General features: G+C 70.2%; 15 protein-coding genes, 3 tRNA genes and 1 pseudogene. 14 read left to right on the top strand and 5 right to left on the bottom strand.

Annotated elements, in window-relative coordinates; all coding sequences use genetic code 11:
• A pseudogene (locus C503_RS0114180) lies at positions 1-278 on the bottom strand (IS982 family transposase); the annotation flags it as partial.
• A gap of 61 nt (positions 279-339) precedes the next feature.
• Entirely contained in the window at positions 340-600 is a 261-nt protein-coding gene (locus C503_RS47855; RefSeq protein ID WP_018682875.1) for a hypothetical protein, read from the bottom strand.
• Between C503_RS47855 and C503_RS48865 the strand changes: the two genes are divergently transcribed.
• Complete coding sequence (locus tag C503_RS48865) at positions 496-765, top strand: HNH endonuclease (RefSeq protein WP_245572479.1); 270 nt, start codon at positions 496-498, stop codon at positions 763-765. The two genes, C503_RS47855 and C503_RS48865, sit on opposite strands and share 105 nt — an antisense overlap.
• A gap of 559 nt (positions 766-1,324) precedes the next feature.
• Here C503_RS48865 and C503_RS0114165 read toward each other — a convergent pair.
• Positions 1,325-1,660, bottom strand: coding sequence for an HIT family protein (locus tag C503_RS0114165; protein ID WP_169514539.1), 336 nt, complete (start codon positions 1,658-1,660; stop codon positions 1,325-1,327).
• A 612-nt stretch (positions 1,661-2,272) separates the two neighbouring features.
• Here C503_RS0114165 and C503_RS0114160 point away from each other — a divergent pair.
• Positions 2,273-2,755, top strand: a complete 483-nt coding sequence (locus C503_RS0114160; RefSeq protein ID WP_156893194.1) for a hypothetical protein — start codon at positions 2,273-2,275, stop codon at positions 2,753-2,755.
• Between the two features lie 73 nt (positions 2,756-2,828).
• Here the strand turns inward: C503_RS0114160 and C503_RS0114155 are convergent, their stop codons facing one another.
• A complete protein-coding gene (locus C503_RS0114155) occupies positions 2,829-4,073 on the bottom strand; it encodes a hypothetical protein (protein WP_156893193.1) in 1,245 nt (414 codons plus the stop codon).
• Positions 3,994-4,587 carry a sigma-70 family RNA polymerase sigma factor gene (locus tag C503_RS39305; protein WP_018682870.1) on the bottom strand — a complete coding sequence of 198 codons (594 nt, stop codon included), beginning with the start codon at positions 4,585-4,587 and terminating at the stop codon, positions 3,994-3,996. Before C503_RS39305 ends, C503_RS0114155 begins: the two co-directional genes overlap by 80 nt.
• A gap of 106 nt (positions 4,588-4,693) precedes the next feature.
• Here C503_RS39305 and C503_RS0114145 point away from each other — a divergent pair, with 106 nt between their 5' ends.
• From C503_RS0114145 to secE, 12 genes are all read left to right on the top strand, one after another.
• Entirely contained in the window at positions 4,694-5,107 is a 414-nt protein-coding gene (locus tag C503_RS0114145; protein ID WP_018682869.1) for a VOC family protein, read from the top strand.
• Entirely contained in the window at positions 5,101-6,051 is a 951-nt protein-coding gene (locus C503_RS39300) for a DNA glycosylase AlkZ-like family protein (RefSeq protein ID WP_018682868.1), read from the top strand. Before C503_RS0114145 ends, C503_RS39300 begins: the two co-directional genes overlap by 7 nt.
• A gap of 42 nt (positions 6,052-6,093) precedes the next feature.
• A complete protein-coding gene (locus C503_RS0114135; protein ID WP_018682867.1) occupies positions 6,094-6,861 on the top strand; it encodes a PhzF family phenazine biosynthesis protein in 768 nt (255 codons plus the stop codon).
• A 146-nt stretch (positions 6,862-7,007) separates the two neighbouring features.
• Positions 7,008-9,680 carry a putative bifunctional diguanylate cyclase/phosphodiesterase gene (locus tag C503_RS0114130; protein WP_018682866.1) on the top strand — a complete coding sequence of 891 codons (2,673 nt, stop codon included), beginning with the start codon at positions 7,008-7,010 and terminating at the stop codon, positions 9,678-9,680.
• A 64-nt stretch (positions 9,681-9,744) separates the two neighbouring features.
• Positions 9,745-9,817 (top strand) — tRNA-Thr (locus C503_RS0114125).
• A 62-nt stretch (positions 9,818-9,879) separates the two neighbouring features.
• Positions 9,880-9,952 (top strand) — tRNA-Met (locus C503_RS0114120).
• 219 nt (positions 9,953-10,171) lie between these two features.
• Positions 10,172-10,336: a 50S ribosomal protein L33 gene (rpmG, locus tag C503_RS0114115; RefSeq protein ID WP_026316293.1), complete on the top strand. Its 165-nt coding sequence runs from the start codon at positions 10,172-10,174 to the stop codon at positions 10,334-10,336.
• 149 nt (positions 10,337-10,485) lie between these two features.
• Complete coding sequence (locus C503_RS0114110) at positions 10,486-10,944, top strand: MaoC family dehydratase N-terminal domain-containing protein (protein ID WP_018682864.1); 459 nt, start codon at positions 10,486-10,488, stop codon at positions 10,942-10,944.
• Entirely contained in the window at positions 10,941-11,342 is a 402-nt protein-coding gene (locus C503_RS0114105; RefSeq protein ID WP_018682863.1) for a MaoC/PaaZ C-terminal domain-containing protein, read from the top strand. Before C503_RS0114110 ends, C503_RS0114105 begins: the two co-directional genes overlap by 4 nt.
• A gap of 61 nt (positions 11,343-11,403) precedes the next feature.
• Positions 11,404-12,498 carry an aminotransferase-like domain-containing protein gene (locus C503_RS0114100; protein WP_018682862.1) on the top strand — a complete coding sequence of 365 codons (1,095 nt, stop codon included), beginning with the start codon at positions 11,404-11,406 and terminating at the stop codon, positions 12,496-12,498.
• Between the two features lie 209 nt (positions 12,499-12,707).
• A tRNA-Trp gene (locus tag C503_RS0114095) sits at positions 12,708-12,780 on the top strand.
• A gap of 59 nt (positions 12,781-12,839) precedes the next feature.
• Positions 12,840-13,256 (top strand): preprotein translocase subunit SecE, encoded by a 417-nt coding sequence (gene secE / locus C503_RS0114090; protein ID WP_018682861.1) that lies wholly within the window; start codon positions 12,840-12,842, stop codon positions 13,254-13,256.
• Positions 13,257-13,313: the final 57 nt, after the last annotated feature.

Below are 13,313 nucleotides of genomic sequence, written 5' to 3'. Positions count from 1 at the left end.
AGACCGGCGGCGTTACGAAGCCGCTTGTTGTAGCCGGATTGGCCGGGCAGGTAGCGGAACAGATGGTGCAGGCGGGCGTGGGCGTGGCGCAGGAACCGCGCCTCACTGGTGAACCCGAGCAGGGCCTGCACCATCGCCAGGGTGACCAGCTCCGCGTCGGTCAACCGCGGCTTGAGACCGACCCGCGGCCGCCACGGCGCCAGATGCGGCGCGTCCTTCAGCAGGTCGTCGGTTCTGACGTAGAGTGCGGTCGCGAGGGTGTCAATGTCGGTCGTCACAACCCGATCATCGACACCCTCGCCCCCTGTCTCCAGACGTCTACCCCTTGGACTTACCCATCTAGTCGCGGCAGCCATCCGAACGGAGCTGCTGGCTGGGAGGCTGGGCGACGTGCCACCGGTGGTCGATGGCGTTGACGAGGGAGCCGCGGAAGGGAGCTTGCTCCAACGTCGTCACCTTGCGCGTGAGCGCAACCGCCCCCTCCGACGCCGGAAGATCCAGGAAGTCCTCGCTCGCCATGGGCGACTTGAATGCGAGGTCTGCACGTTCGACTTCGCGTTCACCTACGGCGAGCGCGGGGAAGGCTTCGCCGAGATCCACCACGCAGTCCCCCTACACGTCACGGGCCCGGTCAAGACCCGCACATCGGACCTAGTCGTCCTGTGCTCCAACTGCCACAGAATGATCCACCGCGGTTCACAATGGTTGACACCTGCCGAGTTGCGCGCGCTGATCAAGAAAAGGCGAACACCCCGCCAAGCATGACGAGTTCAGCGGAGCTTGAGCGCAAGTTGAAAGGGCTCGTCACGACGTGCAGTCGACCTACGAGATGCCGGCTATGTCACCGGTCGGGAACATCCCCGCGTGCGCGGGGACGACGACCGCGACTTTCACCGCGCACATCACGTCCACGGAACATCCCGCGTGCGGGACCAGTGGCCCGAGTAGTGGACGCCCGTGGTTCCCCGCAGACCCCCGGTACCCAAGCGTGCGGGAGGCACGTAACCGGGTGTCCGGCGACGACGGACGGCCGAGGTTGTGCCGAATGCGTACCGAAGTTACGCTGTGGAAGACGGTTTTCGCAGGTCAGGTATGGTAGCGGGATTGCCTGTAAGTCCGTCGCGAAAGCTTCAGAGGTTCGAATCCTCTACCCGCCACGACCGATGACCGACCTATGCCCCACGAAAAGCGTGGGACTGGTCGGTCGTCCTCGTTTCCGGGGCCGAGCCCCGGACTCCACGGTGCGAGCTTGGTCGGCGGGCGCTGGGCGGGTGTGGGCGTGGACCAGCGAGAGTGCCAATGGCAATCGGTAATGACGATTTCCTTAGCCCAGGAATGTGGTCTGGTCCGGGAAGATCTGGCGGATGCCGCCGCGCGGGTTGGGGACGTCGCCCAGGTAGCGGGGGATCAGGTGGATGTGGAGGTGGTCGATGGTGCGGCCCGCGGCCGCGCCGTCGTTGACGCCGATGGTGTAGGCGAGGGGGCGGTGGTCTTCCTCGATCTTGGCGCGGACCCGGTGCATGAGGCTGTGCAGCTCCTCCAGGTCGGCCGGGGTGAGGTCGAAGAACGACTCGACGTGGTGTTTGGGGATGATCTCCACGTGGCCCGCGGTGGCCGGGAAATCGTGCGGGCGGGCGTAGAAATGGTCCGTTTCGGCCACCACGCGGGCCGTGGGGAATGTGCACAGGGGGCAGGTCCTGGTGGCTGTCATGGGGCCCTCGGGGATCTCGGTCCGGTGGTTGTCGGGATACCTAACCACCAGGTGGCGGGCGGTTCCAGGGATGTCGCCCGGTCGAGTCAGGAAGTCGCGAGTCGAGGGTTGGTGGGACCGGCCACACCCCTGCACAGTGTGGCCGGTCCCGGCGTCCGCATCGCGCGCGAGGGCGGCGCGATCCGGACGCGATTTCCGCGGGGGAGCCAGCCCGGCGGAAATTCTGGGGGAGTCGCCCGATTTATCGGGTCCGGTTGGTGGCGGTTGGACAGGCGTGGTCCGTCCGGCGGCGCGGCCCGGTAATTCACAGAATAGCCGCGTTGCGCCGAACGGGGGACCCGGTTGGTCCCGGTGGCCGGTCCCGGTTGCCTCATACGCTACGTTCCGGCTGGTCAGCGCTATATGCTGAGTCGGTGTCACCCGATTGCGGGACGTCGGCCCAGGTGTGCACTGGCTAGCTTTCCTTTCCTGTCTTCCGGGTCCTACAAACGGGGGGTCGAACCCATGGCACCGTTACGGAGATTCGCCGCCGCGGTTCTCTCAGTACTCGCGGTTGGCGCGTTGGCGACCGACGCAGGCGCGGCGCCCGAGAAGGAATGGACGGTGTCCGCTCGGCTGTTGACGAGTGGACCGGTTCCCGGGGCGCCCACGCTCCCGATGGTGGTCGACACCGGGCAGGACCGCCCCGCAGGCGGCGTGTTCCTGCCCACCGACAAGATTCCCTTCAACTACAACTTCACGTTCCAAAGTTCTCTCGCCTCTCGCTCGTTCTGGCCGAGCAGTGACAGCAAGGCATGCGTCAGCCTGCGCGGCACCGGTGGCAGCGATCCGACCTATTTCGGCAAAGAAGTCCGGATCGAGATGTGGGACGCGTACGGCACCGACACCAAGATCGGGCCGACCGTGCGCTACTCGTTGAACGGCAACGCCTACGGCTACTGCTGGTCGGGCACCTACCCGTACCACGAGCACTACTTCCGCCTGCTCAAGGACTGGGGTCCGGGCATCACGGTGTGGGGCTCCGGCTGGGTCTCGCCGACCTGACCGGGGCGCCCGGGGACGGGGCGGCACCGGCCACCCCGTCCCCGTCCTGCCCGCGGGCCTCCTCGACACCGGCTCACCGCACCCTGATCCGCAGCGCGGCCTGCCCGGAACCGGGGTCGGCGGCGCGCCGGGCGAGCCAGTTCCCCGCCGTGCCGTCCAGCACGGCGACGTTCAACGACACCTCCGGGTGCTCGGCGGCGCTCACCACCAGCCGGTTCCCCGGGTTGATCTCCGCGGGCGCCAGCGCGGACGGCACGAACCGGGTGCCGCCGCTCTCGTCGTCCACCAGGCTGCCCGGGATGCGGGTGATCGCGACCTGGACCTCGCCGACGCCGCCGACCGAGGTCAGCCGGGTGTCGACGGTGCCGTCGGCGTCGCGCACCACCCCGACCAGCCCGTCCGGGATGGCGATCAGGTCGCCGACCCGGATCCCCGGCCCGACCGCGCGCAGCGCGTTCTCCGGCCCGCGCAGCTCGACCGGTCCGACGTCCGGGTCGTCCACGCCCGCGGCCAGCGGGTACGACTTGGGCCGCACCTCGGCCGCGGCCAGCACGTCCAGGGTGGCGTTCCAGGCGCCGACGCCGTACTCGAACACCGGCCACAGCACGCCGGGCTCGATGCTCGGGCTCATCGCGTCCTCGCGGTCGACCATGCTGGTGCGCACCGCGGCGTCGGCGGTCCGCGGCGCGGCCAGCGCCAGCCCGAAGCTGCCGTTGTCCGGGATCGGGTCGTCGACGCCCGCGGGATGCGCGGCCAGGAAGCCGACGCCCTGCTGTCCCGGCGCGACCGTGGTCAACGCGCGCAGCAGCAGTTTGTCCTTGTCCGGCTTGCCGTCGGTGTCGACCGGCGTGGTCACGAACGCGACCTGGTCGGGTCCGTCCGGCACGTCCGCCGCCAACGCCACCGCGATCACGCTGGAGGTGTGGTTCGGCGACATCCCCGCGAACAGCGCGTGCACCGGCCCCTCGGGCGGTGTCGCCGACGCCTGCCAGATGTCCTCGGCGTGCCGGAGCAACGTCTTGTCCCCGGCCAGTTCCCCACGCACCGGCCATTCCGTCACCGGGGTCGGCCCGACCGCGGTGTCCATCTTCCCCGGCACCCCCTCGGTGCGCGCGGCTACCGCGAACGCCCCGGCCACCGCGACCACGACGACCGCCACCGCGGCCAGCATCTGCATCCGCTGCTGACGTTGGTCCCGCCTGCGCCCGTGCAGCTCGCGCAGTACCCGCTCGACGTGCTCAGGTGCTGTGCGCACGTCCAGGCTGGTGAGCTGCCCGCGCATCCGGTACACCGCGTCGTCCCGCTCGTCGGCCATCATGTTCCCCTCCTCCCGGTGCCGTCGCCTGCTGTTCCGCCAACACCTGCCGCGCCCGCGCCATCCCGCGACTGGTGAGCGATTTGACCGTGCCGACCGAGCAGTCCAGCTCGATGGCCGTCTGCGCCTCGGACAGGTCCCACACGACCCGCGCCAGCACCGCCGCGCGCTGTCGGGGCGGCAGCTGCTGCAGCAGGACCAGCACGTGGTCGCGCCCGACCACCTCGCCCGCGAGGTCCGCGAGCTCGGCCAGGTCGGCCTGCTCGACGAGCTCGTCCAGCGCCACCTGCGGCCTGCGCTTCGCCTGGCGCAGGAACTCGTGGTAGATCGCCTTGCGGGCGTAGGCGACCTCGTTCTCGGCGGGTACCCGGCGCCATCGGCGCAGGCAGCGCAGCAGCGCCTCCTGCACGATCTCCTCGGCGTCCCACCGGCGGCCGGTCAGCATGACGGCGTAGCGCAGCAGCTGGTCGTACCGCTGCCGCACGAAGTCGTCGAAGCGGGCCTCGCCGCCGCGCACACCGCCTCCTCCCGGGCTGTATCGACCCAGTTCACCCCCTAGACCGGGGCGGCACCGGGAAAGGTTGCCGCGGCCGACGAAGAATTTTCGCCGGTACCGTCATGGGATGGGCCGACCCGCGTTCCACCTCGCCATCCCGGTCGACGATCTCACCGCCGCGCGGCGCTTCTACGGGGAGGTGCTTGGCTGCCCGCAGGGGCGCGCGGCCGACACCTGGATCGACTGGGACCTCGCCGGACACCAGGTCGTGACCCATCTCGCCGAGCGGCGGGAGGCGGTCGCGGGCGCGGTCGACGGGCACGGCGTCCCGGTGCCGCACTTCGGTCTGGTGCTGGACATCACCGAGTTTCACCGGTTCGTGGACCGGCTGCGCGCGGCGGACGTGGCGTTCGAGACCGAGCCGCGGGTGCGGTTCGCCGGGGAGCCGGGCGAGCAGTGGACGATGTTCCTGCGCGACCCGGCGGGCAACGCGCTGGAGTTCAAGGCATTGGCCGATCCGGACCGGCTGTTCGCGTGGTGATCACGCGCATGGTGTCCGCGCGCATGGTGTCCCAGGGGTTGGCGGATCCGCGGGTGACGACCGTGGTCGATGCGGTTCGGCGCGTGGTCGCCGTTCAGTCGCAGGACGTCCGGATGGCGCGGTTGGCTATCCGGGTGCGTACCCAGGGCTTGACTCGGTCCGATGTGGACAGTGCGGTTGCTTCCGGTGAGGTGGTGCGCACCTGGGCCATGCGCGGCACGTTGCACATGCTCGCGGCGGAGGACGCCGGGTGGGTCGTGTCGCTGCTCGGGCCTCGGTTCGCGCATGGGCTGCGCGGGCGGCGGCATCGGCTCGGGCTGGCCGACGACGTGGTGGAGGAGGCGGCGGAGATCGTCGCGACGGACGAACCCGCGAACCGGGCCGAGCTGATGGCTCGGCTGGCCTCGGCGGGGATCGAGATCGACGTGAAGAGCCAGGCGCCCGCGCATGTGTTGGCGTACGCGGCGATGACCGGTCGGATCCGGCGCGGGCCGGATCGGTCGGATACGGAACCGACCTATGTGCGGTTCGATCCGGGGCCCGCGGTGGATGCGGATGCCGCGGTGGAGCGGTTGGCGGAGCGGTATGTGGCCGGGCACGCGCCTGCTGCTGCCGAGGACTTCGCGGCGTGGTCGGGGTTGCCATTGGGGGTCGCACGGAAAGGGTTCCGCGAGGTGGAGCCCGTGCCTGTAGCCGGTTCAGGGGTCGTGCGGTTGTTGGGGCATTTCGATCCGTACCTGTTGGGGTATCGGTCTCGGGAGGTCGTGCCTGCGGAGATGCGCGGGCGGGTGTGGACCGGGGGCGGGTTCGTGATGCCGGTCGTGGTGGTCGATGGGCGGGTGGTGGCGACCTGGCGGCGGGTGAAAGGGGAGGTGGAGACCGAGCCCGCGGTGGATGTGCGGGCGGAGATCGAGGATCTGCTGAGGTGGGAGGGGATGGGCTGATCGGAGGGTTTGGGGGAGGCGGGGCGTCGGTACCGTCGGGGGATGGTCGAGGTCTTCGTGGTCGATGCGTTCGCCGATGAGGTGTTCCGGGGGAACCCGGCGGCCGTGGTGCTGCTGGACGAGGAGCGGTCCGACGGGTGGCGGCAGTCGGTCGCGGCCGAGATGAACCTGTCGGAGACGGCCTTCGTGGATGTGCGGGGAGACGACCCGATTCCGCTGCGGTGGTTCACGCCGGTCGCCGAGGTCGATCTCTGTGGGCACGCGACGCTCGCGGCGGCGCACATCCTCGGGGGTGAGCGGCGGTTCGCGACTCGCAGTGGCGTGTTGACGGCCAAGGGGACGGCGCGGGGGATCGAGCTCGACTTCCCGTTGGACAGTCTTGAACCGATCGAGCCGCCCGGGTTCCTGGCGGGCGCGCTGCCGGGGGTGACGATCATGGACGCGGCGCGCGGGCGGGACGATTTCCTGGTGCGGGTGGCCTCCGCCGATGAAGTACGGGGGGTGCGGCCTGATTTCGCTGCGTTTGTTCGGGGTTCCTCCAGAGGAGTGATTGTCACCGCACCCGGTGACCAGGGGGCCGACTTCGCCAGCCGGTGCTTCTACCCCGCCTACGGGATCGATGAGGACCCGGTGACCGGCTCCGCGCACTGCGCCCTCGGTGCCTACTGGGCGCCAGTGCTTGGCAAGTCGTTGCTGGTCGGCAAGCAACTCTCGGCTCGGGGCGGGACCGTGGAGGTGGCCGTGTCCGGGGCCAGGGCACTGCTCACCGGGCGGGCCGTGACCGTCTTGTCCGGCCGTCTCGGCTGCTGAACCCGCTCGGCCGGGTGGTGTCCGCGAGTAACTAGCACACGTGCCTCTTTCGCCTGATCGGGGTACAGTCAGCGGGCCGTCGGGGTGCCCGCCCAGGTGCGGGGCAGGCCAGCAGGGCCACCACGCGGCCGTTCGAGGAGGTTGCAATGCCGGACCACCCTGGCGCGGCCGGACAGGGCACGCTGCCGCCGGAGGCGCCCGCCGCGGAGGGGCAGCAGTGGCCGCCGGAGGAACCCGCCCCGAATCGCCGGTTCCTGTTCTTCTCCGTCTTCGTGCTCGTCTCGGCGATCACCTCGGCCGCGGCCGTCTCCTGGTGGTTACCGCCGCGGGTCACGCCCCAGGTGGTGTGGGTCGGGCTGCTGCTGGCCCTCGGCTTCCTGCTGGCCGAGCAGCTGGCGATCAACATCGACGTGCGCAGCGGCGTGTCCTGGTCGATCACCTTCTGCGAGATCCCGCTGGTCATCGGCCTGTTCGTGGCCCCGTTCGAGGTCGTCCTCGCCGCGCACCTGCTGGCGGGCGTCGGCACCTTGCTGGTCCGCAAGGTCCAGGACCGCATCCTCTACAACGCGGGCGCGATGGTCATCGAGATCACCGCCGCGTTCGCCGTCTCCACCTGGGTCAACGACGCCCTGGTCGGCGTCGGTCCAGCCTGGGCAGGCGCGCTCGCGGGCGCGCTGGCCGCGCCCATGTCCAGCACCCTGCTCGCGCTGGTCTGCGTCCGGGTGCTCGGTCGCCGGATGCGGCTCGGCGCCGCCGTCCGGCTGGTGCTGCGCACCCTGGTCCTCGGCCTGGTCAACGCGTCCATGGGCGTCATCGGCTACCAGGTCGTCGCGCACGCCGAGGCAGGCTGGCCGCTGCTCGCGCTCGCCCTGGCCGGACTCTCCGCGCTGTACATCGCGTACTCCGGGCTGCTGCGCGAACAGCGCGACCTGGAGGCGCTCTCCGAGGTCAGCCTGATCGTCGCCCGCTCCGGGCACCAGGCCGCGGCCAAGCCGTCGCTGGGCATCAGCGACCCGGCCGACGTGGCCGAGGTGACCGACACCGACGAGTGGCAGGTCATCGCCGACCGGATCAAGGACCAGCTGGGTGCCGCCCGGGTCGTGCTCCGGCTGCGCTTCGACCCGCAGCTGCCGCTACACACCGTGGTCTCCGGCGACGAGCTGCCGATCGAGGTGCGCGACGTGGAGGCCACCGGCTCCCGCGCGGACGCGCTGCTGCGGCTGCCCGGCTCCACCGTGCGGCACTTCCGCCGCGGCGACGCCACCCCGGAGATCCGCCAGGCCCTGCTCCGCCGCGGTGCCGACGAGGCACTGGTGATCCCGCTGCGCAGCGCCAGCCACCTGCTCGGCGTGGTCGAGGCGCACGACAAGCTTTCCCGCTGGCGCGGGTTCGGCCAGGCCGACACCCGGCTCATCGGCACCATGGCCAGCCACCTGGCCACCGCCATGGACAACCGCAGGCTGCTCGCCACCCTGCGGCACGACGCCTACCACGACCCGCTGACCGGCCTGCTCAACCGGCCCGGGTTCCGCCGCGCCGCCGGGGAACCGCTGCGCAGGCACCACGACTCGGTCGTGCTGCGGATCGACCTCGACGTGCTCTCCACGGTCAGCGACGCGCTCGGCTACGCCTGGAGCGACCGCATGGTCGTCGCCGCGGGCCGCAGGCTGCGCGACGCGCTCGGCCCGGACGTCGCGCTGGCCCGGCTGGAGGGCGGCCAGTTCGCCGCGCTGCTGGTCGAGACCGACCGGGAGGAGGCGCACGCGGTCGCCGAACGGCTGCGTTCCGGCCTCGCCGCGCCGTACCCGGTCGACCGGCTGACCGTGGAGGCCAACTCCGTGGTCGGCTACTCCTCGCCGCGCTCGCTGGAGAGCGGCGACGGCACCGCGCTCGAACTCGACGTGGACGCGTTGCTGCAACGCGCCGACGTCGCCCTCCGCGCGGCCCGCGCCGCAGGCGACACCGTGCGCGCGTACCTGCCGTCCATGGGGCAGATCTTCCTGCGCCGTTTCCAACTGGTCACCCAGTTCCGGCAGGCGCTGGAGACCGGGCAGGTCAAGGTGCACTACCAGCCCAAGGTGGCGCTGCCCAGCAGACAGGTGCTCGGGGTGGAGGCGCTGGTCCGCTGGCGGCACCCCGAGTTCGGCAGGCTCGACCCGGACGAGTTCGTGCCTGCCGTGGAGGCCGCGGGCCTGGTCGACGCGCTCACCGGGTTCGTCATGGACCAGGCGCTGATCCGGGTCCGCAAGTGGATGGACCGGGGCCTGCGCATCGCCGCCGCGGTCAACCTGTCCGTGCGCAGCCTCGACGACCCCGCCTTCCCGGACCGGGTCGCCGACGCCCTCAAACGCCACGACGTGCCGCCCGAGCTGCTCACCCTGGAGCTGACCGAGTCCGGTGTGATGGCCGACCCGCAGCGGGCCCTGCCCGTGCTGCGCAGGCTGCACGCCCTCGGCGTCGTGCTCGCCGTGGACGACTTCGGCACCGGCTACTCCTCGCTGGCCTACCTGCGGCAGCTGCCGGTGGACGAGGTGAAGATCGACAAGAGTTTTGTGCTCGGCATGGGCACCGATCTGGGCGACCTCGCGGTGGTTCGCTCCATCGTGGAACTCGGTCACTCGCTCGGGCTGACCGTGGTCGCCGAGGGTGTCGAGGACGACGCCGCCCGGGACCAGCTCGCGGGCATGGGCTGCGATGTCGCGCAGGGCTACCTGATCTCCCGGCCGCTGTCCGAGAGCCGCCTTGAAGCCTGGCTGCAGGCAAGGACGACGCAGGCCAGGGGCCTGCGCGACGAGACGGTGCTCACCTTGATCGCCTGAACCCACCCCCGGTTTTGAGCCTGCCGGGAGGATGTGTAAAGTTACGCCCGTCCCCAGGGACGACGCCCCTTTAGCTCAGTCGGCAGAGCGTCTCCATGGTAAGGAGAAGGTCTACGGTTCGATTCCGTAAAGGGGCTCGACGGTTCTGCCGCGGTACACCGGGAACATCGGCGGTGTGACGCGGCTTGAACCATGTCGAAGCGGTGTAGCTCAGTCGGTAGAGCAAGCGGCTCATAATCGCTGTGTCGCCGGTTCAAGTCCGGCCACCGCTACGCGATGGGTGAACTGTGCCAACACCTGGTGGTGTTGGCCTGGTCGCTTCGCCATTGTTCTGGGGGGCCGAGCCCCCCAGACCCCCAGCCGGGGGCAAGCCCCCGGACCCCCGGGGTCTGGCTCGCTTCGCTTGCCAGGTGCCGGTTCCCTTGGGCCTCGGTCGGGTCTGTGGGTGGGTGGGGTTCGCTGGGACTTTGACTTTGGGAAGGGTGGTTGTTGTGGCCTCTACTGACGTGCGGCCGAAGATCACGCTGGCGTGTGAGGTCTGCAAGCACCGGAACTACATCACCAAGAAGAACCGGCGCAATGACCCGGATCGGCTGGAGATGAAGAAGTTCTGCCCGAACTGCGGGTCGCACAAGCTGCACAAGGAGACTCGCTGACGCATCGGCCCGCCGGGTTCGCCGGTGGGGCCTGCGTTGGGTGTGCTGCGGGGGCCGTTGCCCGGGAATGCCTGGGTGCGGCCCTTTGTGGTGTCTACGGAGTCGGTCGGGCGCCCAGGCGTCTGGTGTGAGTTGGGTAGGGTTCTGGCGTGGCGTTGGATGAGTCGTTCTCGGGGCGGGAGTACCCGGCGGACCGGATCTACGAGGTCGGACGGGAGAAGATCCGGGAGTTCGCGGAGGCGATCGGCGACCTCCGACCGGAGTACCTTGACCAGGAAGCCGCCCGTGCGTTGGGCTACCGGGACGTGATCGCGCCGCCGACCTTCACGATGATCGTGAACCTGGACGCTATCAACAAGATCGTCAATGACCCGGACCTCGGCCTGGACTACTCCCGGATGGTGCACGGGGACCAGGGGTTCACCTACTACCACCCGGTGGTGGCGGGTGACCGGCTGTCCGTGCACACCGTGGTCGACAACATCATGAGCCGCGCGGGCAACGACTTCATCTCGTTCCGGGCGGAGATCACCACGGTCGAGGGCGAGCGGCGGATCACCACCCGCGCTCAGCTGGTCGTGCGGGACGCGGACGAGGGGGCGGCGTGAGCGGGATCCAGGTGGGCGACGTCCTGCCGCCGCTGCAGGTCCGCATCAGCCGGGCCGCCCTGGTGCGGTACGCCGGGGCCGCGATGGACTTCAACCCGATCCACTGGAACGAGGGTTTCGCGCGCGGGGTCGGGCTGCCGGACGTGATCGCGCACGGGATGCTGACCATGGCGCTGGCGGGCCGGGTCGTGACCGACTGGGGCATGGGCGCGCTGGTGGACTACTCGGCCCGGTTCACCAGGCCCGTGGTCGTGCCCAACGACGACCAGGGTGCGCTGGTGGAGCTGTCCGGCAAGGTGGGCGCGATCAACGACGATGGCACCGTCCGGGTCAACCTGGACGCCCGGTTCGACGGTCGTTCCGTGCTGGGCAAGGCCATCGCGATCGTGCGCCCGTAGGGTCTGTCTGAGCTGGTAACCCAGTAGCGGCTGCCACACCCCGTTCATCTAGATTCCAGGTGTGGCAGCTACTGACCTCATCTCTTTCGCCCGCGGTGCCCCCTCGGTCGACATCATCGACGTCGAGGGGCTCAAGGTCGCCGCGGACGCCGCACTGTCCAAGGACCCCGAAGCCGCCCTCGGCTACGGCACCGCCGTCGGCTACCTCCCGCTGCGCAGGCTGCTCGCCGAGCAGCACGGCGTCCCCGAGAACCAGGTACTGGTCACCAACGGCTCGATGCAGGCCGACGCCTTCCTGTTCGACCAGCTCGTGGTCGCCGGGCAGCCGGTGGTCGTGGAGCGGCCCACCTACGACCGCACCCTGCTCGGCCTGCGCAGCCGCCAGGCCGACGTGCGCCCGGTGTCGCTGCAGGTCGACGGCATCGACGTCGAGGAGCTCGCTGGCCTGCTCGAAGGCGGGCTGCGGCCGACCTTCGCGCACATCATCCCGAACTTCCAGAACCCGGCCGGGTACACGCTCAGCCTGGCCAAGCGCGAGCGCCTGCTGGCGCTGGCCGAGCAGTACGACTTCGTCATCTTCGAGGACGACCCGTACGTCAAGATCCGGTTCGCCGGCGAGCCGCTGCCCACCATGCTGTCCCTGGACCAGGGCCGCGGCCGGGTCGTCTACGCCAGCTCGTACTCCAAGACCGTGGCCCCCGGCACCCGGGTCGGCTACCTGGTCGGTCCGGCCGACCTGATCGACAAGGTGCGGGTGGCCGCGACCAACACCTACATCTCGCCGAACATGCTGGCCCAGGCCATCGTGCACCAGTTCAGCATCAGCGGCCGGTTCGAGGACGCGGTGGCCACGGTCAACGCCGCACTCGCCGAGCGCGTCCGGGTGCTGTGCGAGTCGCTGGCCAAGCACCTGCCGGAGGCGAAGTTCACTGCCCCCGAGGGTGGGTACTTCATGTGGGTGGAACTGCCCGAGACCGTGGACGTGGCGCGGCTGCTGCCCGCAGCCGAGGAGCGTGGGGTGACCTTCGTGAAGGGCACCGACTTCCTGCTCGAAGGCGGCGCGTCCACCATGCGACTGGCCTACTCGGGCGTGCGCGTGGACCAGATCGAGGAGGGCATCTCCCGACTGGCCGCCGCGGTCCGCTCGCTGGCCTGACCAAGATCGCCGGGAACGCCCCTGTGATCTTCATCGCAGGGGCGAACCCGCTGGTCACAGTGTTACGCGGGACTCGATTTCGGTGCCCCGGCACCGGTACCGTATGCTCTCGTGCTTGGAACGCCCCGACCGTCCCCGCCGCACTACAGTGGGGATGGTCGAGTGCGTCCGAACGCGGTTCGCCGGTAGAGTGATCCGGCGAAGTGCGAAGGGGTGTAGCTCAATTGGCAGAGCAGCGGTCTCCAAAACCGCAGGTTGCAGGTTCGATTCCTGTCGCCCCTGCGTTTGACGTCCGGTCCGGCTGATCCCGCCCGGACCGGCACCACCGAGTGGAGGATGGCGTGGCCGAGGACCAGGAGCGGGAAGAGGGACAGCCGGAGCGCCCGGCCCGTCCGTCCACCGCCGCCGCCCGGCGGGAGCGCCGCGGCACGGCCCGTCCGGCCGCGCGCCGCGACGCGGATGCCAAGCCGGAGAAGGCCCGCCCGGCCGCCAAGGCCAAGGCCGACTCCGCGGCTGTCGACCGCAAGGGCAGGCCCACCCCCACCCGGGACCGCAAGGAAGACCGCGGCTCGATCCTCGCCAGGATCGCCCGGTTCCTCCGCGAGGTGGTTTCCGAGCTGCGCAAGGTCATCTGGCCGACGCGCAAGCAGATGATCGGCTACACGGCCGTCGTGCTGGTGTTCGTCGCGTTCATGGTGGCGCTGGTCGCGGGCCTGGACCTCGGCCTCGGCAAGGGCATGTTCTGGCTGTTCGGCTGAGCCGACGCTCGGCCGGGCCGGATCGCCCGCGCACGCTGTACGAAAGGAAGCGAGACC

The organism is Actinokineospora enzanensis DSM 44649 (assembly GCF_000374445.1).
In the GTDB taxonomy this organism is placed as follows: Bacteria; Actinomycetota; Actinomycetes; order Mycobacteriales; family Pseudonocardiaceae; genus Actinokineospora; species Actinokineospora enzanensis.
This window is presented reverse-complemented; position numbering and strand designations above follow the sequence as displayed.

Coding starts and splice junctions, on each gene's coding strand:
- C503_RS0114135 (WP_018682867.1), top strand. CDS start 6,094: ATGGTCGAGGTCTTCGTGGTCGATGCGTTCGCCGATGAGGTGTTCCGG.
- C503_RS0114155 (WP_156893193.1), bottom strand. CDS start 4,073: ATGATGGCCGACGAGCGGGACGACGCGGTGTACCGGATGCGCGGGCAG.
- C503_RS0114130 (WP_018682866.1), top strand. CDS start 7,008: ATGCCGGACCACCCTGGCGCGGCCGGACAGGGCACGCTGCCGCCGGAG.
- C503_RS0114145 (WP_018682869.1), top strand. CDS start 4,694: ATGGGCCGACCCGCGTTCCACCTCGCCATCCCGGTCGACGATCTCACC.